At 72.3% G+C, this 18,899-nt stretch carries 20 protein-coding genes and 1 tRNA gene; 9 read left to right on the top strand and 12 right to left on the bottom strand.

Going from position 1 to position 18,899, the window contains the following annotated elements:
- Nucleotides 1–19: 19 nt before the first annotated feature.
- Entirely contained in the window at nt 20–694 is a 675-nt protein-coding gene (locus ACIBEC_RS25550; RefSeq protein WP_360503432.1) for a response regulator transcription factor, read from the bottom strand.
- Nucleotides 691–1,926 carry a histidine kinase gene (locus ACIBEC_RS25555; RefSeq protein WP_360503435.1) on the bottom strand — a complete coding sequence of 412 codons (1,236 nt, stop codon included), beginning with the start codon at nt 1,924–1,926 and terminating at the stop codon, nt 691–693. Before ACIBEC_RS25555 ends, ACIBEC_RS25550 begins: the two co-directional genes overlap by 4 nt.
- Nucleotides 1,927–2,104: 178 nt before the next feature.
- Between ACIBEC_RS25555 and ACIBEC_RS25560 the strand changes: the two genes are divergently transcribed.
- The gene (locus ACIBEC_RS25560; protein ID WP_360503438.1) at nt 2,105–3,151 is read left to right on the top strand and encodes a DUF3048 domain-containing protein; all 1,047 of its coding nucleotides are present in this window, start codon (nt 2,105–2,107) and stop codon (nt 3,149–3,151) included.
- A 118-nt stretch (nt 3,152–3,269) separates the two neighbouring features.
- The gene (locus tag ACIBEC_RS25565) at nt 3,270–3,740 is read left to right on the top strand and encodes a hypothetical protein (RefSeq protein WP_360503440.1); all 471 of its coding nucleotides are present in this window, start codon (nt 3,270–3,272) and stop codon (nt 3,738–3,740) included.
- Nucleotides 3,741–3,779: 39 nt separating this feature from the next.
- On the opposite strand, the gene ACIBEC_RS25570 is transcribed toward ACIBEC_RS25565, so the two are convergent.
- Both ACIBEC_RS25570 and ACIBEC_RS25575 read right to left on the bottom strand, forming a co-directional pair.
- Nucleotides 3,780–4,337 (bottom strand): hypothetical protein, encoded by a 558-nt coding sequence (locus ACIBEC_RS25570; RefSeq protein ID WP_360503443.1) that lies wholly within the window; start codon nt 4,335–4,337, stop codon nt 3,780–3,782.
- Nucleotides 4,338–4,339: 2 nt separating this feature from the next.
- On the bottom strand, nt 4,340–6,151 hold the full coding sequence (locus tag ACIBEC_RS25575) for a DEAD/DEAH box helicase (RefSeq protein ID WP_360503446.1): 1,812 nt from the start codon (nt 6,149–6,151) through the stop codon (nt 4,340–4,342).
- Here ACIBEC_RS25575 and ACIBEC_RS25580 point away from each other — a divergent pair.
- Complete coding sequence (locus ACIBEC_RS25580; RefSeq protein WP_360503448.1) at nt 6,150–6,383, top strand: hypothetical protein; 234 nt, start codon at nt 6,150–6,152, stop codon at nt 6,381–6,383. The genes ACIBEC_RS25575 and ACIBEC_RS25580 overlap by 2 nt on opposite strands.
- A 617-nt stretch (nt 6,384–7,000) precedes the next feature.
- Here ACIBEC_RS25580 and ACIBEC_RS25585 read toward each other — a convergent pair.
- From ACIBEC_RS25585 to ACIBEC_RS25595, 3 genes are all read right to left on the bottom strand, one after another.
- Nucleotides 7,001–7,084 (bottom strand) — tRNA-Leu (locus tag ACIBEC_RS25585).
- Between the two features lie 142 nt (nt 7,085–7,226).
- A complete protein-coding gene (locus ACIBEC_RS25590; protein WP_360503451.1) occupies nt 7,227–7,421 on the bottom strand; it encodes a DUF397 domain-containing protein in 195 nt (64 codons plus the stop codon).
- Nucleotides 7,327–8,226, bottom strand: coding sequence for a helix-turn-helix transcriptional regulator (locus ACIBEC_RS25595; RefSeq protein WP_360503454.1), 900 nt, complete (start codon nt 8,224–8,226; stop codon nt 7,327–7,329). The genes ACIBEC_RS25590 and ACIBEC_RS25595 overlap by 95 nt, the downstream gene beginning before the upstream one ends.
- A gap of 206 nt (nt 8,227–8,432) precedes the next feature.
- Between ACIBEC_RS25595 and ACIBEC_RS25600 the strand changes: the two genes are divergently transcribed.
- The 4 genes from ACIBEC_RS25600 (at nt 8,433) to ACIBEC_RS25615 (ending at nt 13,074) form a co-directional block, all read left to right on the top strand.
- On the top strand, nt 8,433–8,867 hold the full coding sequence (locus ACIBEC_RS25600) for an ATP-binding protein (RefSeq protein WP_360503457.1): 435 nt from the start codon (nt 8,433–8,435) through the stop codon (nt 8,865–8,867).
- Between the two features lie 11 nt (nt 8,868–8,878).
- A complete protein-coding gene (locus ACIBEC_RS25605) occupies nt 8,879–9,445 on the top strand; it encodes a hypothetical protein (RefSeq protein ID WP_360503460.1) in 567 nt (188 codons plus the stop codon).
- Nucleotides 9,446–9,663: 218 nt separating this feature from the next.
- Nucleotides 9,664–11,226, top strand: a complete 1,563-nt coding sequence (locus ACIBEC_RS25610; protein ID WP_360503463.1) for an AMP-binding protein — start codon at nt 9,664–9,666, stop codon at nt 11,224–11,226.
- Nucleotides 11,227–11,379: 153 nt separating this feature from the next.
- Nucleotides 11,380–13,074 carry a DUF885 domain-containing protein gene (locus ACIBEC_RS25615; protein ID WP_360503466.1) on the top strand — a complete coding sequence of 565 codons (1,695 nt, stop codon included), beginning with the start codon at nt 11,380–11,382 and terminating at the stop codon, nt 13,072–13,074.
- Between the two features lie 277 nt (nt 13,075–13,351).
- On the opposite strand, the gene ACIBEC_RS25620 is transcribed toward ACIBEC_RS25615, so the two are convergent.
- Nucleotides 13,352–14,323 (bottom strand): helix-turn-helix domain-containing protein, encoded by a 972-nt coding sequence (locus ACIBEC_RS25620; RefSeq protein WP_360503469.1) that lies wholly within the window; start codon nt 14,321–14,323, stop codon nt 13,352–13,354.
- Between the two features lie 85 nt (nt 14,324–14,408).
- Between ACIBEC_RS25620 and ACIBEC_RS25625 the strand changes: the two genes are divergently transcribed.
- Nucleotides 14,409–15,005: a cysteine hydrolase family protein gene (locus ACIBEC_RS25625; RefSeq protein ID WP_360503472.1), complete on the top strand. Its 597-nt coding sequence runs from the start codon at nt 14,409–14,411 to the stop codon at nt 15,003–15,005.
- Between the two features lie 102 nt (nt 15,006–15,107).
- Here ACIBEC_RS25625 and ACIBEC_RS25630 read toward each other — a convergent pair whose 3' ends face one another.
- On the bottom strand, nt 15,108–15,632 hold the full coding sequence (locus ACIBEC_RS25630) for a hypothetical protein (RefSeq protein WP_360503475.1): 525 nt from the start codon (nt 15,630–15,632) through the stop codon (nt 15,108–15,110).
- 63 nt (nt 15,633–15,695) lie between these two features.
- Nucleotides 15,696–16,478, bottom strand: coding sequence for an NAD(P)H-binding protein (locus ACIBEC_RS25635; RefSeq protein ID WP_360503478.1), 783 nt, complete (start codon nt 16,476–16,478; stop codon nt 15,696–15,698).
- A 113-nt stretch (nt 16,479–16,591) separates the two neighbouring features.
- Here ACIBEC_RS25635 and ACIBEC_RS25640 point away from each other — a divergent pair, with 113 nt between their 5' ends.
- Complete coding sequence (locus tag ACIBEC_RS25640) at nt 16,592–17,530, top strand: sigma-70 family RNA polymerase sigma factor (protein WP_360503480.1); 939 nt, start codon at nt 16,592–16,594, stop codon at nt 17,528–17,530.
- Nucleotides 17,531–17,632: 102 nt separating this feature from the next.
- On the opposite strand, the gene ACIBEC_RS25645 is transcribed toward ACIBEC_RS25640, so the two are convergent.
- Both ACIBEC_RS25645 and ACIBEC_RS25650 read right to left on the bottom strand, forming a co-directional pair.
- Entirely contained in the window at nt 17,633–18,145 is a 513-nt protein-coding gene (locus ACIBEC_RS25645) for a DinB family protein (protein WP_360503482.1), read from the bottom strand.
- 32 nt (nt 18,146–18,177) lie between these two features.
- Entirely contained in the window at nt 18,178–18,753 is a 576-nt protein-coding gene (locus ACIBEC_RS25650; RefSeq protein WP_360503485.1) for a nucleosidase, read from the bottom strand.
- Nucleotides 18,754–18,899 lie beyond the last annotated feature (146 nt).

Raw genomic sequence — 18,899 nt, forward strand, 5'->3', positions numbered from 1 at the left:
CGCCCCCAGAGCCCGAGCCTCACGCGCCCTGCAGGCCGGGCACGACCAGCCCGGACTCGTACGCGATCACCACCGCATGGGTCCGGTTCTGCGCGCCGAGCTTGGTCAGCACGTTCCCGACGTGCGTCTTCGCCGTCTCCAGGCTCACCGCCAGCGACTCCGCGATCTCCGGATTCGACAACCCGGTCGCCATCAGCCGCAGCACCTCCTCCTCCCGCCCGGTCAGCGCCGCCCTGGGCAGCGCCTCGGCCGAGTTCAGCGGGCGGGCGGCCACCATCCGGCGCAGCGCGGCCGGGAAGAGAATCGCCTCCCCGGCCGCCGCGACCCGCACCGCCTCGGCGATCTGCGGGACGGGCCGCCGCTTCAGCACGAAGCCGCTCGCTCCGGCGCTGAGCGCGGCGGTCACGTAGTCGTCGTTCTCGAAGGTGGTGATCACGACGACCTTCGGCGGCTCGGCGCTGTCGTCGAGCAGTGCGCGGGTCGCCTCGATCCCGTTGCGGCGCGGCATCCGCACATCCATCAGCACCACGTCCGGCCGCAGCCGCCGCACCTGCTCGATGACCTCGACCCCGTCCGCCGCATGCCCGACCACCGCGAGGCCGGGCTGGGCCCCCAACAGGGTGCTCAGCCCGCTGCGGGTCACGGGGTCGTCGTCTGCGATCAGAACGGTGACGGGGGCTTGCGGGCTGCTCACGCCGCCCACCGTAGCGGCAGCCGAACGGCCAGCCGCCAGCGCCGCGGGGCGTCACCGTTGCCGTCGCCGTCGCCGTCCGGGCCGGCCTCGAACTCGCCGTGCAGCAGGCGGACGCGCTCGGCGAGGCCGGTCAGGCCGTGGCCGGAGGTCGGGAAGCCGCTCGGCCCGGCCTTGATCCCGTTGACGACGCTCAACTCCAGCCCGTCCGCCGCCACCGCCACCCGGAGCCGGATCGGCCCGCCCGCCCCGTGCCGCAGCGCGTTGGTCAGGCCCTCCTGGACAATCCGGTACGCGGCGCGGGAGAGCGTGCCGTGCACGGCGGCCGGGTCGCCGACCGTCTGCGTCTCCACGACCGCGCCCGCGTGGCGCAGCCGGTCCAGCAGCTCGGGCAGGTCGGCGAGGGCCCGGGTCGGCGCGGTGCCCGAGTCTTCCTCCCTCAGCACCCCCAGCACGTAGTCCAGATCCTCCAGCGCCGCGCGGGTCGACTCCTCGATGCTGCGCATGGCGGCCCGGGCGGCCACCGGGTCGGCGGCGAGCACCTCACCCGCGACGGCGGCCTGGATGGTGGCGGCGGTCAGGGTGTGCCCGATCGAGTCGTGCAACTCGTGGGCCAGCCGATTGCGTTCGGCCAGCGCCCGCTCCCGCTCGGCGGCCAGCGCCAGCCGCTCCGCCGGCGACGGCCCGAGCAGCCGCGGCGCCAGCCACCGCAGCGCCCCCGACACCGCCACGAACAGCACCAGCGCCAGCGCCAGAAAGACCGCCGCCGCCACCCAACGCCAGCCGGCCGTCAGGTCCTTGGACCACCCGAACAGGTTCAGCTGCGCCTTGCCCTCCGCGTACCGGCCGGGCAGGAACAGCGCCATCACCAGCAGCACACCGCCGCCGAACAGCACCACCCACCCCGACACCACGTGCAGTACCAGGAACACCGGCGTCCGCCACCGCTCCCCCGGCGGCCCCTTCACCGGCTCCGGCACCGCCACCCGGAGCAGCCGCCGCGCCACCCGGACCAGCACCCGCCGCGTGCCCCCGGCCAGCCCGGCCAGCCCGATCAGCACGGCCCAGAGCAGCAGCGCCGACCCCGCCTGCACCACGTAGGGAGCCGACCGCATCCCGGCAGCGGGTACCAGCGCGACGAGCGCCAGGGGCAACCCCGCCAACGCCCCGAGAACGGCGAACAGCACACCCGTGTAGGTGGAGCCGCGCAGCAGCGGCCGAATTCCGTTGATCATGGTCGCCAGTATTGTCGTGCCCACCGACGCCGACCTCCCCCGATCGAGGGAGCACCCGAACTCGTACACCTGCTCGGGCAACTCCGGTTGAGCGATCCGGAACTGCGGTACGTAACGGTAAGTGACGGCTTCGGGGAGCGGGCTCGCCAGCCGCCCCGCCCACGGGAAGGAAGCCCCCGTGAAGATCCGCATCACGACCCGGGCACCGGCGAACGCCCCACGTGCCCGAGCGAAGGTCACGCTGGCGCTCGCGGTGGCGGGGACGGCCGCCGGGCTCGCCGCCCTCCAGGGCTGCGGCAGCCCGGGACACAAACCCGCACAGCCCGCGCCCACCCAGCCCGCGCCCGCACAACCCACGCCCTCGCCCACACCGCCCCCGCCGACGCAGCCGCCGAACCCGCCGCCGTCGAACCCGCTGGACAACGTCGGCACGGCGGGCAACACCCTCGCCGTGAAGATCGACAACGTCGGCGCCCGGGTACAGGCGATCCACCAGGGGCTCGCCGAGGCCGACATCGTGTACTGGATCGAGGTCGAGGGCGGCCAGTCCCGGTTCCTCGCCGTGTACGACGCGAACCACCTGCCCGCCCTGGTCGGCCCGGTGCGTTCCGCCCGGCAGACCGACATCCCGCTGCTCCAGCAGTACGGGCACCTCGACTTCGCCTACAGCGGCGCCATCAGCGGGCTCATCCCGCTCCTCGGCGCGGCCGACCTGCGCAACGTCACCCCGTTCACCGACCCGGCCGTGTTCACCGACCGCGCCGTGGACCCCACCTTCATCGACCCGCACCGGATCCTCACCGCGCACCCGTCGGTGCCCGCCCGCTCCCCCGGCTTCACGTTCGGTGCCGCGCCCGCCGGGGGCAGCCAACTCGCCGCCATGACCTGGCGCCTGCCCGCCGCGTCGATCGGCGTGCGCTTCGACGGCGGCGCGTACGACGTCGCCGTGGACGGCCGCCCGGCCTGGTCCGGCACCGCGACCGTCGTCGCCCAGCACGTCGGCATCGTTCCCGGCCTGTTCACCGACTTCAACGCCGGGCACCCCGACAACGAGGTGTTCACCCGCACCACCGGCTCCGGGACGGCCGAGGTGCTGCGCGACGGCCGGGTGTGGAGCGTGCGGTGGAGCCGGCCGGACCCTGCGGCGGGCACGTCGTTCACCCTGGCCGACGGCGCCGCCGTGCCCTTCGCCACCGGGCCCGTGCTGGTGGTGCTGGTGCCGTGACCGTGCACACGGCGGCACTCCCCGCCCGCCGCCACACCGAGCAGCGCGCCGCGCAGCACCCCGAGCAGCGCGCCGCGCAGCACCCCGAGCAGCCGACCGAGCAGCACAGGAGCCGACCATGGCCATCTCCCCGCTCCCCCGCCGCACCGCCCTCAGCCCCCGGGTGCTGACCGTCTGGCTGCTCAAGGCCGTGGCGGTCGCGGCGCTCGCCGTCGACGCCGCCATCCACGCCGAGCTCGCCCCCGACTACGACCCGTACGGCGCGGCCATCTCCCAGGGCACGCTGTTCCGGGCCGAAGCCGCCGTGGCCTGCCTGGCCGCGCTGCTCCTCCTGCTCGCCGCCCGCCGGCGCGCGGTGTGGGCGTTCGCCTTCCTCGTGTCGGCCTCCGCGCTCGGCGCCGTCCTCCTGTACAGCCACGTCGATGTGGGCACGCTCGGCCCGCTGCCGAACATGTACGAGCCGGCCTGGTACCCGAAGAAGACCGCCACCGCGATCGCCGAAGCCGTCGGCACCGCGGCCGCCCTCGCCGGCTTCCTGGCCACCCGCCCGGGACTCCCCACCAGACTCCGGCGCCCGCCCTGGCGCTGAACGCCGGCTCACCGGCAGGTCGCCCTCAGGCCGGCCGGGTCAATCGGCCGCCGTGAAGTAGGCGGCCGGATCAAGGGAGTTGAGCGCGATCCAGCGCCTCGCTTCGGCGGGCGCCCGGCCGCTGCCCGCCGAAGCGAGGCGGAAGAAGCCCTGCACGTCAAGAGCGATGCGGGGATCGTCGTCGATGCGCCGCGCCATGTCGTAGTAGACGGACAGCTCGTGGACGCACCGCGGGGTGGCGGACGGGCAGGAGCAGTCGACGCTGTCGAGGGCCGGCGCGGGCGGATGGCCCGCGTCGGCGAGCGCGCGGTACAGGTCGTCGGTGAGCAGGGGCTGGATGCCGCTCAGCTGACGGGAGATCTCGGCCGCCGCCTCCGGGGACATCGGCGCGACCTCGATCGTGACCACCGAGGTGCCGCGACCTCGGTGCACGACGGCACGCACGGTCCGGTCGTCGAACGTGATCCGGACCTTTCCGTCGCGTGCCGTGCGGCGTGCGCTCGGCAGCTGGGGATCAGGACGGGTCTGGCGCAACGACTCGGCGAACCGGACCCAGTCCTTGCCCCACTTCGTGTAGCCGTAGTCGTGGTCGGCCATGGTCAGTTGACTCGCTTCCGGCGCAGGACCTCGATGAGACGGTCGTCGTCAAGTCGGGCCAGCTCGGCGACGCCGGACGCGTCGGCGATGTCCGACAGCGCGGACTTGCGGTCGTGCATGGCCGCGATGTGCTCCTCGACAGTGGTACCGGTGGTCAGGGTGGTGACGGTGACCGGGCGGGTCTGACCGATCCGGTGGACCCGGTCGGACGCCTGGGCCTCCACGGCCGGGTTCCACCACCGGTCGAAGTGGATGACGTCGGCCGCGCGCGTGAGCGTGAGCCCGGTGCCCCCTGCTTTCAGGCTGAGGACGAGCACCTTCGGACCGTCGTCGGACTGGAACCGGCGGACGATGTCGGCCCGCTGCTCCTGGTTCAGGCCACCGTGGAAGAACGGCGCACTCACCCCGAACTGTTCGGCGAAGTGCCGGACCAGCAGCTCACCGGTCTGCCGGTACTGGGTGAAGACGAGGGTCGGCGAGTCGTTCTCCAGGTTGTTGGCGACGATGTCGGCGCACAGGTCGAGCTTGCCCGACCTGCCCGACAGCTCATCGAGGTCGTCCGTGATCAGGCCCGGATGGTTGCAGACCTGCTTGAGCGACGTCAGGACCGCGAGCACCCTGGTCTGCCGCTGGGCGCCGCTGCCGAATCCGTCGTCGATGACCTGGTCCAGCAGCCGGTCGTACAACTGCTCCTGCTCCTCGCTGAGGTCGCAGATGAGATCGGCGTGGATCTTGGCGGGGAGTGACCCTGCGACCTGGGACTTCTTCCGCATCAGCACGACCGGCTCGACGGCCCCGCGCAACCGGGCCGAAGCGGCCGGGGAGCCGTCCGCGATCGGCCGCACGAAGCGACGGCGAAACTGTGTCCGGTTCGCGAACAGCTGCGGTGCGACCAGATTGAGCAGCGCCCACAGCTCGTCGAGGTGATTCTCGACGGGCGTTCCGGTCAGGGCGATCCGTGCGTCGGCCGCGATGGTGCGCGCGGCCTTCGACACCTGCGTACGGGGGTTCTTCAGGACCTGCGCCTCGTCGAAGACCGCGGTGCTCCACTGGATCCCCGCCAGGGCCGGGCCGTGCGTGCGCAGCGTGGGGTAGCCGGTGAGCACCACCGTGCCGCTGTCCACCTCGGGCAGCGGCCCGCCGCGCCAGGTCGTGGTCCGCAGTCCGGGTGCGAACCGCGCGATCTCGTGCGCCCAGTTCCCCACCAACGACGTGGGGCAGACCACCAGTTGCGGCGCCCTCTCGGCGCGTCCGGCGACACAACCGATGGCCTGCAGGGTCTTACCGAGTCCCATCTCGTCGGCGAGCACCGCGCCGCCGTGCGTCTCGATGGTCTCGCGCAGCCAGCTCACCCCGCGCACCTGGTAGGGCCGCAGCTCGGCGGTGAGCGCCGTGCGCATCTCGGCCCCCACCGAGGTGGTGCGGCGGAAGACGCCGCCCGCGTGCTCTGCCGTCGTCACCGCGACGCCTGTGGTGTCGGGGACCGCGTGCGCGGCGACCGGAAGGGCCGACTCGCCGCCCGCGATCCACGACCGCCAGGCCTTCACCGACCGGCCTGGCGAGTCGAGGGGCACGGTCAGGAGCCGGTCCGGCTCGATCAGCACGCAGTCGACGTCGGACACCTTGAGCCTGCCGAGGTCCGGCGTCGGCACAGCCAGGGGAACGGTCTCGACGTGGCCGACCGGCGGGGCCGCCCCCACGGCGCCGTCGGCCCAGGTCCACAGGGCGAACATGTGCCGGTCGGGCAGGTAGGTGGCCTGGCTGTCCGACCGCGTCTCGGGGAGTCTCTGCTTCGGCAACGCGGATGCAGTCATGAATACCTTCGGATGCGCTTCGGAAAACCTGACGGCCGGAACCGTAAACAACCGTCAGACGGGTGTCAATTCCCTGCCGACCGATAACAGTCGGCAATTTTCCGGCGCGGTCGAGGGCATGCCGCCCAGCGTTCTGTCAATTTTTGCAGATGTGGCCGGGCAGATGATTCAGCACGCTCCGGGGGAAGGCATGCCGCCAAGCGCCCTGTCAATTCCTGAACCCGATGTCTGACCGGAGCCCGTCCTGGTGGGTGGCCTGGTGAGCGGCCTGGCGAGCGCCGGGAGCGGCAGAGCACCCCGACGGCCACCCCGTACGGGCGGCCCTTCGGCCTGCCGATTTCAGCGGCCTGAACGCCCTTTCCGCATATCTTCCGAATGGGAGGAGAAGAATTCACCCGAGTCAGCTGGGCGGAATTCGGCGAGTTTGCGCGGAGAGGCAGTGAGAGTGACCCTACAGGGCCAATGTTTATGTCCCGGACATTCTCTCGGCGTACCCATCGGATTTTTGCCGCTCGGGATATTCCATGCGCTGCGTGACAACGGCATACGGAAAGGGGATGTCGTAGTCGTTCCGGCCGCGATGGTGCTGCTGATCGCCTGCTCCGCCGGTCACCTCGACACGTGAGCACCGCCGGCTCGGACTCGTCCTCCTCACGGACTGGCCGACATGGCCGCCCGCCCGGCGTCCCGTCACGCAGGAAGCACGAGATCACGACCTCGAACTGCATGCTCACGACCGCGAACGCCGACCCGCACCGCTGACGAACCAGCAGCAACCCAACGAGAAAAGGTGCCTCCCTCAGCAACTTTCGTCGCTGTGAGAAGCACCTTTTCGTCGGTGTTTCATTGTGCGCGAGGGGGGAGTTGAACCCCCACGCCCTTTCGGGCACTGGAACCTGAATCCAGCGCGTCTGCCTATTCCGCCACCCGCGCATCTGGGTGATGGGTTAAGCATAGACCATCTGAAGGGGTGCTTCTGACCACCTCCGGGCGACGCCTGCTCGCCCGCCGTCTGGCCTTGCCCGCCGGGCGCGAGCAGCGCGGCGAGCCGGACCGGCGCCGCTTGCAGTCCGGGTCAGCAGTCGACCGGGAAGTCGCCCGCCTGAACCGCCTCGATGAAGGCCCCCCAGGAGGAGTCGGGGAAGGTGAGGACCGGGCCGTGCGGGTCCTTGGAGTCACGGACAGGGACGAGGCCGGGGAATCCGGGGGCTACCTCGATGCAGTTGCCGCCGTCGTTGCCGCTGAAGCTGCTCTTCCGCCAGGCGGCCACGGCGAGCTCGTTGCTCATCATCTCTGAAACCCTCCAGCGCCTCGGCGATCAGCCGAAGTGAGTCGACCTCTGACAGGCATTCGCCACGGAGCTGATCATAGTGGCGCTGGTACTTGGCCACACTGGCGGAAGCATTGCTGAGGTGTCCTCGTTCGAGGCTCTCTGAGTACACCAAGCGCTGCCCGTCCGGCAGCTCCAGCAACACCATAGCCGTCTTGATGAGCGTCCGCCGACTCGCAAAGGGCGCCACCTGAATGACGATGTTCGGGAGCTGGGCGACCCGCAGGAGATGCTCCATCTGACTTCTCATCACGCTCGGTCCACCCACGACCGTACGGATGGCGCTCTCATCGAGAATGACGAGCAACAGCGGCCCGTCGGGCACGAGAAAGCGAGCTTGCCGACTAAGTCGAGCCCTGGTCAACTCCTCGATCTCCTCCGGCTTGCCAGCGGCATCGCCAGTGTCGAAGACCGCACGCGCGTACTGCCGGCACTGCAACAGGCCGTACATCACGCCGTCCTGCCATGCCCGCATCCCGATAGAGATGGCCTCCTGGTCTACATACTCCTGGAACCAATCCGGGTGCTCAACCTGCGCGTCCCAGTCGACCCGGTTGTACAGCCGCATCAACAGGTCGCCGGTGTTCAACAGTCGGCCGAACTCCTCGACTTCCTCGACCGACGGCTTCCGCTTCCCGCTTTCGATCCGCGAGATCACCGTCCGGTCGCAGTGCAGGAGCCTGCCCATCTCCTCCTGCGTGTAGCCCGCCGCCTCGCGCGCGTACTTGAGCTCCTCGCCGAACATGATCGCGGAGCTCGCCGTCGTCCCTCGCTTGGTTTTCCGCTGTGCCATGACTGCCCCCAGTTGTGCTCCGCACGTCCCGCACGTCGATCTGGCGTCACCGTACCTCTGCAGCCTCGATGATTGTCACCGGAACGCAATCATGTGCATGCATAGCGTGATTGCGCGCCTTTCGTACGCCCCCATTCCGCCCCCCGAGGTGCTTCGCCATGCTCGCTACCCGCCGCCCCCGCACGTTCGCCGCGCGTCTGGACTCCCGCACGGACTCGACCCCGGTCGCCCGCCACCTCCTGCGGGCCTACCTCGCCGCACTCCCCGCCGGCGACCGCTATTCCGATGTCGCCGAACTCCTCCTCGGCGAACTGTTCGCGAACGCCGTCCAGCACTCCGACGCGCCCGCCGACCGCCTCATCGAGGTCCGCTTCGCCCTCGTCGGCACCCGCCTGCGCATCGAGGTCCACGACGCCGGCACCGGCCGGCCCGCCCTCAACTCCCCCACCCTCGAGGACGAGCACGGACGCGGCCTGTTCCTCGTCAACGAGCTGGCCGAACGCTGGGGCTGCTGCCCGCGCTCGGGCGGCATCGGCAAGTTCGTCTGGGCCCTCGTCGCGCCCTCCCTCACCCCCGCCCCCGTCTTCGCCTGAAAGCGCCCTCGATGCAACCGTCCCTCGCCACCCTCGCCCGACAGACCCTCGCCCAGGGCACCGCCCCCGCCGAGGTCTACGCCCTCCTCGCCCGCCGCAGCCACGAACCCCTGCCCTCCGCCCGGGCCGTCTGCCTCGCCCTCGGCATCCCCCTGGCCGAAGCGACCCGCCGTCTCAACGACTGCTACGACGCCCTGCTCGCCAACCCCCACCCGAGCTCCGAGGCCGACACCGGCGAACTCCTCGAAGCCCTCGGCGTCTTCGACATCCCCGTCACCCTCACCGACACCGACCGCGCCCTCATCGACCTCTTCCTGGTCGCCATCGACGCCATGGGCGGCATCCGCCCCGGCCACCAGCACGGCCTGGACCGCTGGTTCACCACCGGCAACCTCACCACCGCCTACCTCTCCCTCGCCGCCGCCCACCCCATGCCCCGCACCGGCGACCCCACCACCTACTGGACCACCCTCATCGCCGCCGGCGAACTCCTCGCCGCCGCCCCCAGCCCCGACTTCCGCATCAAACTCGCCCTCGTTCACTGCCGGAAGCAGGCCCGGAAGGCCAACGCCGGGTGATCTACTGGAGCCCCAACACACGTTCTCCCCCGGCCACTTGAGGACTCCCGGATCGGGAGGTCGGGCCGGGGGCGGTCAACGACGGGTATCCGGGCCGGCGGGGTCGGAGGGGTTCAGAACGCCGCCGGCGGGCGGAGGGTGAGGTCGGACCGAACTACTCGATCGGGCACGAAGAATGGGGTTAGGCTGTGAAGATGGTTGCGAACTGCACAGAAGAAGTGGCCATCAACGAACCGGAGTTCGTCAGCGCCCCCGCCCTGATCCTCCGGTCCCTCGCCGCCGATCCCGACCGACGGGCCATCACCACCGCCGACGGTGCGGTGATCACCGCCGGCGACTTCGCCGCCGCCACGTACCGCCTCGCCCACGAACTCGTCGCCCGGGGCGCAGCGCGCGGCACCACCGTCACCCTGCTCACCGGCAACACCCCCGAGGCGTTGAGCGCCCGGTACGCCGCCGGGCTCGCGGGCGCGCGGGTGGTGAACCTCTACGACGGCATGAGCGCGCCGACCCTCGCCGAGATCGCGGCCAGCGTCGACACCGCCCTCCTGCTCGTGGACGCCGAACGGTACGCGACCGCAGCCGAGTTGCTCCCCCTCGTCGACGTGCCGACCGTCCTCACCCTGGGACCCGGCCCCGAAACGGCAGGCGCGACCGCCATCGGCGAGGACGTCATCGCCGCCTCCGCCCACCAGCCCGCCGAGCCGCCCGCCGTCCGCATCGGCCCCGACGACGACCTCGGCATCCGCCACACCGGCGGCACCACCGGCATCCCGAAGGGCATCCGCAGCCTCCACGGCCCCTACCGGCGCATCTTCGACGTCGCGTACGGCGGCAACGGCCCGGCCGCCGCCCCGCCCCGCTTCCTCGCCGCCACCTCCCTCGCCCACCTCGCCGGCGTGCTCTCCGACCTGACGCTCCACATCGGCGGCTCGGTGGTCATCCAGCGCTCCTTCGACCCCGGCGAGGTCCTGGCCGCGGTCGAACGCGAACGCATCACCGACCTCTGGGCGCTGCCCCCGCTGCTCTACCAGCTGCTCGACCACCCGGCGATCGGCCGCGCCGACCTGTCCAGCCTGCGCCGGATCTCCTACGGGGGCTGCGCCGCCTCGCCGGCCCGGGTGCGCGAGGCGATCAAGGTGTTCGGGCCGATCCTGGTGAGCGGCTACGGGCAGTCGGAGGCGCAGAACATCGCCGTGCTCGCCCCGCACGAGCACGACCGGGTCGGGCGCGGCGGCCGGCTCCCGGTCGGCCGGCCCCTCCCGGGCGTCGAGGTGGTGATCCGGGCCGCCGACGGCACCGAACAGCCGACCGGCGAGCAGGGCGAGATCCACGTCCGCTCGGCCACCGTCATGGCCGGGTACTGGAAGCGGCCCGACCTCACCGCCGAGGTCCTGCGCGACGGCTGGCTGAACACCGGCGACATCGGCTACCTCGACGAGGACGGCTACCTCTTCCTGGCCGACCGCCTCAAGGACAAGATCATCGTGGTCGGCGGGCACGTCTACCCCGCCGAGGTCGAGGAGGTGCTCCTCACCCACCCGGCGATCGCCCAGTGCGCGGTCTACGGGGTGCGTGACGCCCAGGAGGCGGAGCACGTCCACGTCGCCGTCGTCCCCGCACCCGGGCAGCGGCCCGAACTGGAGGACATCCGCGCGTACGTCACCGCCCACAAGGGCCGGATGTACGCACCGGAGGCCCTGCACGTGATGGCCGAGATCCCGCTGACGGCCGTGGGCAAGCCGGACAAGAAGCTGCTGCGCGACTCCCACGCGGGCTGAGGACGGCCCCGGGGCGCTTCCCTTCGGACCCCTTCGGACCCCTTCGAACCTTCCGCAGGGAACCGCCCCGGTCGACAGCGACCGGCCGTCCGCCCACCGACCGTCCGGGCACGCACCGTTGGGCGGTCCCGACGGTTGCGCCATCATGGCGCCATGTCAAATGAAACGATCACCGCTCGCACCATTGCCGACCGTTACCTCGACCAAGTGGCCGCACAAAGCCCGCTGGACGCCGCCTCCTTGGGCCTGCACCCCGGCGACGACCGGCAGCCGGACCTCTCCCCCGAAGGATTCGAGGCGCTCGCCGACCTCGCCCGACGCACCCTCGCCGACCTCGACGCCGCGCCCACCGCTGCAGGCATCCCCACCGCAGCCGACCCCGCCGACCAGAGCTGCGCCCGACTCCTCCGCGAACGCCTCACCGCCGAACTGGCCGTCCACGACGCCGGCGAGAACCTCCGCCAGCTGCGCAACATCTCCGCGCACGTCCACCAGGTGCGGAAGATCTTCACCTACATGCCGACCGCCACCGACGACGACTGGGCCACCGTGGCCGGCCGGATGCGCAACCTGCCCGCCGCACTCGACGGCTACCGGGCCACCCTCACCGAAGGGATGAACCGGCGCCTGCTCGCCGCGCCCCGCCAGGCCGCCACCGTCATCGACCAGCTCACCGCCTGGACCGGCGAAGGCACCGGAAACGCGGGATGGTTCGCCGACTTCGTCACCCCCGGCCCCGAGCAGCTGCGCGGCGAACTGGACGCCGCCGCCCTCCGGGCCACCGCCGCCGTCGCCGAGTTCCGCGACTGGCTGCGCGACACCTACGCGCCGGCCACCACCGACACCCCGGACGCCGTCGGCCGGGAACGCTACCGGCTCGCCGTGCGCTACCACACCGGCGCCGACATCGACCTCGACGAGGCATACGCCTGGGCCTGGAGCGAATTCCACCGCACCGCCGCCGACATGCACACCGCCGCCGAACGCGTCCTGCCCGGCGCGGGCGCCCTCGCGGCGATGCGGCACCTGGAACGGCACGGCCACGCGGTCCAGGGCGAGGAAGCGATCCGCGACTGGCTGCAGCAGACCATGGACCGGGCGATCACTGCCCTCGACGGCACCCACTTCGACATCTCCGGACCACTGCGCCGGGTCGAGTCCCGGATCGCACCGGCAGGCAGCGCCGCCGCGCCCTACTACTCCGGGCCCAGCCTGGACTTCAGCCGCCCCGGCCGCACCTACCTGCCCACCCTCGGCCGGGACACGTTCCCGACCTGGCAGCTCGTCAGCATCTGGTACCACGAGGGCGTTCCCGGCCACCACCTGCAACTCGCCCAGTGGGTCGCCGTCGCCGACCGACTCAGCCGCTACCAGACCACGCTGGGCATGGTCAGCGCCAACGTCGAAGGCTGGGCCCTGTACGCCGAACGCCTCATGGACGAACTGGGCTTCCTCGACGACCCGGCCCACCGCCTCGGCTTCCTCGACGAACAGATGCTGCGCACCATCCGGGTGATCATCGACATCGGCATGCACCTCGGCCTCGCCATCCCCACCGACGCGGGCTTCCACCCCGGCGAACGCTGGACTCCGGAACTCGCCACCGAATTCATGGCCACGTACAACGGCAGCCCCGCCGACATGCGCGACAGCGAGATCGTCCGCTACCTCGGCTGGCCCGGCCAGGCCATCGGCTACAAGATCGGCGAACGCGCCTGGCTCCAGGGACGCGAAGCCGCCCGCCACCGCCAGGGCGCCGCCTTCGACCTCAAGACCTGGCACATGAAGGCCCTCACCCAAGGCTCGCTCGGCCTCGACGACCTGGTCGAGCAGCTCGCCGCACTCTAGGAGCGGCGGGAACTCCAGGAACCGGCTCCGAACGCCGGGAACGGCGCCGTGCTCGAAGAGCGTCGCACAACCCCTGCCAAACCCCCCGAAGACCCCCACCGGACTTCACCCCACCGTGGGGTTTGGCTCAACGAACCACCACCCCGCTGCCGAGAAGCCAAGAGGGGTGGCGGCGCTGAGGGCTGCCACCCCACCTCCCCCACCCGCACCGGCCCTGCCTGGTTCCTCCGTCCGACTCGCCCTCGCCGCCTCCGACGACCACGTCCTAGCCCTCCTCCTAGCCCTCCTCCCGGCCCTCCTCCCGGCCCCGGAACGCCCTGCGGTACTCGCGCGGCGCGACGCCGACCCGCGCCGTGAAGACCGGGCGCAGGGAGACCGCCGAGGTGAAGCCGCAGCGGGTGGCGACGGTGTCGACGGGGAGGTCGGTCTCCTCCAGGAGGCGTTGGGCGGTGAGGATGCGCTGGTCGAGGAGCCAGCGGGTCGGGGTGGTGCCGGTGGTGGCGGTGAAGTGGCGGGCGAAGGTGCGTTCGGACATCAGGGCGGCGGCGGCCATCCGGGGGACGGTCCAGGGGGTGTCGAGGGAGGCGAGGATCTCGGCGCGGACGCGGGAGAGCGGGTCGTCGGCGGTGGGGGCCGGGACCGGGGTGGGGATGAACTGGGCCTGGCCGCCGGCCCGGAAGGGGGCGGTGACCATGGCACGGGCGATGGTGGCGGCGGCCTGCTGGCCGTGGGCGGTGCGGACGAGGTGGAGGCAGAGGTCGATGCCGGCGGCGACGCCGGCCGAGGTCCACAGGCCCTCGCCGCCGGTGAAGAGCACCTCGGGGCGGACCGTCACCGCCGGGAAGCGGCGGGCGAGTTCGGGGGCGAGGGCCCAGTGGGTGGTGGCTTCGCGGCCGTCGAGCAGGCCGGCTTCGGCGAGGACGAAGGCGCCCGCGCAGAGCGAGGCGATGGGGATCCCGGCGGCGGCGACGGCCCGCAGGGCGTTGAGGACGGCGGGGTCGAGGGCGGCGCTCGGGTCGTCGACGCCCGGCACCACGACCAGGTCGCAGTCGGCGAGCGCGGCCAGCCCGTGGTCGGGGACGCGTTCCAGCCCGCCGCCCAGCCGTACCCGGGCGCCGTCCGGGCCGCAGACCCGCAGGTCGAAGGCGGGCAGCCCGGGTCGGGAGGTCCGGTTGGCCCACACCTCGCCGATCACCGCGTAGTCGAAGGCCCGGACACCGTCGAAGATCAGGCAACCCACGGTTCGCATGGCAGAAATCTACTGGCAGGAATCTATCGATGGGTGGCGTCTCTGCCCATCACGGCCCCGGCACCCGGACGAGCACGATGGACCCATGACGAACACCGACGCCTTCGACGCCCCGCTCACCCTCGACTCCGACGCCGTCCTCATCGTGATCGACGTCCAGAAAGGCTTCGAGGACCACGACTTCTGGGGCCCCCGCGACAACCCGCAGGCCGAGCAGCGGATCGCCGAGCTGATCGCCGCCTGGCAGGCCACCGGCCGCCCGATCGTCACCGTGCAGCACGCCTCCAAGGCGGGGCCGCTGGCCGAGGGCGCGCCGGGGTACGAGCTGAAGGACTTCGTCGCCGAGGTCACCCCGGCGTTGCACATTGTCAAGACCGTCAACAGCGCGTTCTACGGCACCCCCGACCTGCACGCCTGGCTCCAGGAGCGCGGTGCCCGTCAGCTGGTCGTCACCGGGATCATCACCAACGTGTGCAACGAGACTACCGCCCGGATGGCCGGCAACCTCGGCTACGACGCGATCTTCCCGACCGACGCCATGCACGGCTTCGACATGACCGGCCCCGACGGCACCACCCTCCCCGCCGCCGAACTCGCCCGCGCCACGGCCACGGTGCTGCACGCGATGCGGTTCGCCAAGGTGGTGACGACGGACACGGTGCTCCAGGCGGCCAAGGCCTGAGCAGCCAGGGTCCGAACGCTCGGGCCTGAAAGCTCAGACCTGAAGACTCAGACCTGAAAGCTCAGGCCTGAAAGCTCAGGCCTGAACGCCGATGCCTGAACGCTACGGCCTGAGCAGCGGCTCGTACGCGTTGCCCTCCACGGCGTTGAGCAGCACGAACTCCGGCCCGAGGCCGAACGCGACCTCTCGCAGCCGCGCCAACGCCTCGGCCTCGGAGGGGACTTCGAGCCCGAGCGCGGCGGCGGCCGCGTCCCGGTCGGCGTAGTGCCCGGGCTCCTCCTCCAGGTAGTCCTCGGCGGCCTCCGCGCACTCCTCCGCCGTGAGCCGCCGGCAGTCCCGCCACCACGGCACGGCCAGCAGCAGCCGGACCAGCTCCGGTACCCCGACGGCCAGCAGGGCGGCGCCGCCCTCGGAGTCGGCGTACAGGACCGGCCGTTCCTCGCCGCCGTCGCCGCAGAGGAAGTAGGTGCCGCCCGCGCCGTCCTTGGCCACCGCCTCCAGGGCCGCGCCGGAGGCGAGCACCACCTCCTCGACGTGCTCGTAGCTCCGGGAGGGGTCGAACTCGCCTGTGCAGGTCAGGTAGTCGGCGGCGTCGTCGTTGGCGCGGATCGCGTCGAGGAGGGACATGGCGGCCACCCTACGGCGCACCGCTGACAGGGCTCACCCGGCCGGGAACCACCCCGCCGGGGCTCACGCCGCCAGCCGCTCCGCCAGGAACTCCTCCCAGGTCCGCCGCCCGTGCTCCGCCCCGGTCAGGGTCAGGTTGTCCCCGGCCCGGTACGCGCGCCCGACCTTGCCCGGCACCCGTACGGGCAGCTGGCGGCGGCTGCGGCCCTGCGCCTCCAGGTACCGCCGGGTCAGCTCGCCCATCTCGTAGACGGTGGGGCCGGCCAGGTCCGGCACCGTCCCGGCCGGCTCGTCCAGCGCCAGTTCGACCATCCGGGCGGCGACCTCGCGCACGTCCACGGGCTGCCAGCGGATCCCGCCGGGCGCCGGGACGAGCGGCAGCTTCGCCATCTTCGCGACCACGGTGAACGCCAGGTCGTGGAACTGCGCGGCCCGCAGGATCGTGTACGGCAGGCCCGAGCCGGCCACCGCCTCCTCGGCGGCGTGCTTGGCCCGGAAGTAGCCGAGCGGGATCCGGTCGGCGCCGATCACCGAGATGTACACCAGGTGCCGCACGCCGGCCCGCCGGGCAGCGGCGACGAGCAGCCGGGTGGCGGTGTCGTCGCCCTTCGGGCCGCCCGCGAGGTGCAGCACGGTGTGCACGCCGGCCAGTGCCTCGTCCAGCCGGGCGGCGGCCTCGGCCGGATCGCCGAGCAGGTCGCCGCGCACGTAGGTCACGCCGTCGGCTGCGGCGCGGTCCTGCCGGCTGAGGACGCGGACCGACCGCCCGGCCGCGCGCAGCAGCGGTACGACCTGCTTGCCGAGGGTGCCGGTGCCGCCGGTGACCAGCACGGGGTTGTTCGTCACGAGATCCACGGTCGTCTCCGATTCGTCCCTGGCGGGGAGTTGATCTCTCCGCCGCAGCCGTTGTTGGGTGGCTTCTGCTGCTCTGACCCACGGCGACGAAGGAATGTGACACTGTGGACGAGAATTCTTCTCCGGATGCCCGCAGCGCCCGAGCCGCGCTCTTCGAGGAGCAGCGCCCGCATCTGAAGGCCGTCGCCTACCGGATGCTCGGCTCGATCAGCGAGGCCGAGGACGCCGTCCAGGACACCTGGCTGCGGTACGACCGCACCGACACCGCCGGGGTGGAGAACCTGGGCGGCTGGCTGACCACGGTGGTCTCGCGGGTCTGCCTGAACCTGCTGCGGGCCCGCGCCCTGCGCCGGGAGGAGCCGCTGGAGCCCGTCGGGCCGGGCAGCGAGCCGGGCCCGACGCGCATCCCGGACCCGCTGCTGCGGCGCGAGGGCGTGGTGGATCCCGAGCAGGAGGTGATGCTCGCGGATTCGGTCGGGCTGGCGCTGATGGTGGTGATGGAGTCGCTGTCGCCGGCCGAGCGGGTCGCCTTCGTGCTGCACGACCTGTTCGCCGTGCCGTTCGAGGAGATCGCCCCGCTGATCGAGAAGACGGCGGCCGCGACCCGGCAGCTGGCCGGCCGGGCCCGCCGCAAGGTGCAGGGGCAAGCGCCCGCGCCGGACCCGGACCTGGGCCGGCAGCGGCTGGCCGTGGACGCCTTCTTCGCCGCCGCCCGCCACGGCGACCTGGACGCGCTGCTCGCCGTGCTCGACCCGGACGTGGTGCTGCGCTCGGACGGCGGGGCGGTCATGGCCCGGCACACGGTGGTGCTCTCGGGCGCCGCGACGGTGGCCGGCCAGGCCACCCTGTGGGGCACGCTGTCGCCGTTCGCCCGCCCGGCGCTGGTCAACGGCACCGCGGGCGCCGTGGTCATCGGCGACAACGGCCGGGCGCTGTCGATCATGGCGTTCACCGTGGTGGACGGCGCGATCGTGGCGATCGACGTGCTCACCGACCCCGATCGGCTGGCCGGGCTGGACCTCTCGGACTTCCGGAGCGTCTGAGACACGAAGGGGTGGGAGGGCAGGCGAGCGCCCTCCCACCCCGACAGCCTCAGCGACGTCCCGCCGGCGCCGACCACCGCCGGCAGCCACCGGCGCCGCCCGTCAGCGCCCGACCGCGCCGTCCAGCTGCTCGCGGATGATGTCGGCGTGCCCGGCGTGCCGCCCGGTCTCCTCGATCATGTGGACCAGCACCCAGCGCATCGACGGCGCCTCGGCGTTCGGCCGCAGCGAGCGCACGCCCGGGCGGTCGAGGTCCGGGGCGGCCGCCGCCACCGCGTCGGCCCGGGCGATGGCGTCCCGGTACGCGGCGATCTCGCCGGCCACCGTGGCGCCGTCCAGCGGGATCTCGTCGGACTCCAGCGGCTGCTCCCCCAGCCCCTGGTAGGCCCACTCGAACCAGTTGAGTTCGACGGCCGTCAGGTGCCGCACCAGCCACAGCAGGCTGGTGCCGGAGGCGACGCCGGGGCGCCGGGCGTCCTCGTCGGAGACCCCGGCGAGCTTGCCGATCACCGCCTCGCGCAGGTATCCGAGGAAGGCCTGCAGGGTGGTCGGCTCGTCGGTGTTGACGCCGGGCGGGCGGTTGTCGGAGCGCTTGCGCGCGGTGCTCTCGGTCACCGCGCCACTCTAGCCAGGGCTTTGACGCTCGGTCACCATCCCTGGGCGGCGACCCAGACGGCGAGGTGCCGGGCGCAGTCGTCGACCGACTCCCGCCAGGTGTGCGCGGCGCCGCCCCCCGCCTCGTCGCTGACGTGCTTGACCAGCCGCACCGGCACCCCGGCCCGGTGGGCGACGGTGGCGACGGCGTAGCCCTCCATGTCGACCAGGTCGGCGTGCTCGGCGAGCCGGTCGCGGGCGGCGATGTCGGAGACGAACAGGTCGCCGGTGGCCAGCACCGGCCCGTCGCCCTTGCCGATCACCAGCGGGGCGCCGTACTGACGCCCGGTGAGCGCCTGCAGCGCGGGGGTGTCGAGGTCGTGCTGGATCACCTGGACCACGTGGTGGGTGCCCTCCCAGCCGGGGCGCAGCGCGCCGGCCGTGCCCAGGTTGATCACCTCGGAGGGCTTCTCGCCCTGGGCGAGGACGGTGGCCAGCGCGGCGGCGGCGTTGACCTTCCCGATCCCGGTGAGCAGCACGGGCAGTCGGTCGTCCAGGTGGGCGGCCTCCTCGCGGACGGCGACGACGAGCAGCGGGCGGTCGGGCGAGATCGTTCCAAGCAGGCGCATGGACCCATCGTACGGAGCGAGGGGGTGCCGTACCCGGGAGCGCGCGCCCACGAACGGACCCCTGCGCTCCGCCCGGTCGGGGGAACCGCGGAGGGTGCGGGCCGCGTCGGACGGTTCGCCACCTCTCCGTACGGGCCTCGGCCGCC

Origin of the sequence: Kitasatospora sp. NPDC051164 (assembly GCF_044455625.1) — a bacterium.
Taxonomy (GTDB): domain Bacteria; phylum Actinomycetota; class Actinomycetes; order Streptomycetales; family Streptomycetaceae; genus Kitasatospora.